The organism is Christensenella hongkongensis (genome assembly GCF_000981035.1).
GTDB lineage: Bacteria > Bacillota > Clostridia > Christensenellales > Christensenellaceae > Christensenella > Christensenella hongkongensis.
Window position 1 is genome coordinate 1 of the sequence record NZ_LAYJ01000007.1, and the last position, 298, is coordinate 298.

The 298-nt window shown below is 56.4% G+C and carries 1 protein-coding gene; it reads left to right on the forward strand.

Annotation, left to right across the window (positions count from 1 at the left end):
- Window positions 1-298, forward strand: a 298-nt coding sequence (pgk, locus tag CHK_RS00115) for a phosphoglycerate kinase (RefSeq protein WP_046441798.1), incomplete at both ends; no start/stop codon positions are given.

Below are 298 nucleotides of genomic sequence, written 5' to 3' on the forward strand. Positions count from 1 at the left end.
GTCAACCAGCCGGTCGACAAACAGACCGGGGAACTCAAGGATACAACGCGCATCGAGGGCTGCGTACCCACTTTGCGCGAGCTTTCGGATAAAGGTGCAAAGGTCGTTGTGCTCGCCCACCAGGGCGGAGACCTCGAATACAAAAACTTCTATACAACCCAGCCGCACAGCAAGGTGCTCAGTAAGCTGCTTGACAGAAACGTGGAGTACATTGACGACGTGTGCGGGCCGTATGCGCGCGAGCGCATCAAAGCAATGCAGCCCGGCGATATCCTGATGCTCGACAACGTGCGTATCA